This is a genomic window from Marivita cryptomonadis (genome assembly GCF_002115725.1).
In the GTDB taxonomy this organism is placed as follows: Bacteria; Pseudomonadota; Alphaproteobacteria; order Rhodobacterales; family Rhodobacteraceae; genus Marivita; species Marivita cryptomonadis.
On record NZ_JFKD01000065.1, the window covers coordinates 1 to 1,447 of the forward strand.

The following is a 1,447-nucleotide window of genomic DNA, read 5'->3' on the forward strand; positions in this document are numbered from 1 at the left end:
GGGAATGTCCCGAACGATGTTGAAAAGCGTTTCGGGCGACGCTGCGGATTTGATGGTTACGCAGCCTGAGCCAACGGGTCAACCGGCGCACTAGTTTCTGTGGCGCGGTGCTTTTCCAACGCAGCCTTCAATTCGGGCAGCTGCTTGTAGGCTTTGAGACGGCGAAAGCCCTTGCCTGCTTCGAGCATGCCGGCTGCGGTCCAGCGCAGCGCCATCTGCGCATCGCGCCAGCGCTTCACATTTCGACAGACCTGACGGATCACCGCATTCATCGACTCAATGATGTTTGTCGAAGCCAATGACCGGCGCAATTCCGGAGGGACGCCGAGTCGGATCACGGTAAGGATCTCATCCAACCCTTCCAGGATCGTTCGGCTGATGCCAGGTGCTTCCAGCTCAAGACGCCGCGCCAGATTGCGTAGAAGACGTTCCGCCTTGTCCGCGTCGTCGAGTTTCCAGGCCTGTTTCAGCGCGTGGCGGATGGCAGCGTGATGCTTCGGATCGATCCGCTCGGCGATATTGCGCGCCTTGTGAACCTGGCAGCGCTGGATCGGAATGTCCGCGCCGAACGTCCTGCGGATCGCCTTACTCAAGGCCTTGGCTCCATCGACGATGAACAGCCGGCAGACCTCGGGATCAAGCCCGCGCTCAATCAGATTATCCAGAAGCGCCTGCACCGTGGCGGCGTTTTCTGTGGCGCCTTCGACCACGCCGAGCGGGTGCTTATGTCCGTCAATATCAATGCCAACAGCGCCGATCATCAACAACTTGTCGGTCATGTGCAGGCCATCAATCTGGATCACCAGAAGATCGAGATGCGATAGGTCTGAGGCCATCCACTCGCCCATACGCGCTTCGGTCAGCGCCTTGAAACGTCGCGAGACCGCCGATTTCGACAGGCCTGAGCCGTCCTCCGACGGAACACCCGCTTCGGGCAAACGAACGGCGCGCCCAAACTTGCGTGTCGCCACATTTATCAGCATCAGGTTCATCGCCCATTCGTCCAGCCAGCCGGCCTCGGCGGCCTCCTGCCAACTGGGCAGCGGCATCTCCTTCCCGGTGGCCTTCGAGCGCACGCGGGGACGCGCCAACTCCACCTTGCCACCTTGGAACCCCAGGCGACCTCGGGTCGTGCCCCAGCGGTGACCAGGTTTATCGGCATTGCGCGCGTGTGCCTCGCCGGCCAATTCGGATGCGTCGCTTTCCAGCATCTCGCTGAGCGCGGAAACCCCGGCCAGCAGGCAAAACTGGTCAAAGCTTTGTCCGACCGCCTCCCAAGCACCGGCAACGGCACCGCGCAAATCATTCTGGCTGGTCAGGGCCAGCTGGGATGTCGTAGTCTTCTTCATGGTGTTGCTTTCCTTTCGGTTTGAACACCCCGAGCCTACGGCTCAGGGAAAGCAACGCCACCCTTCATTCATAGTTCAACATTAACCGGGACATCCCC

At 60.6% G+C, this 1,447-nt stretch carries 1 protein-coding gene; it reads right to left on the reverse strand.

The window, feature by feature from the left end; translation table 11 throughout:
- Window positions 1-56: 56 nt before the first annotated feature.
- Window positions 57-1,349 (reverse strand): IS256 family transposase, encoded by a 1,293-nt coding sequence (locus tag MCRY_RS22250; RefSeq protein ID WP_085633954.1) that lies wholly within the window; start codon window positions 1,347-1,349, stop codon window positions 57-59.
- Between the last annotated feature and the right edge of the window lie 98 nt (window positions 1,350-1,447).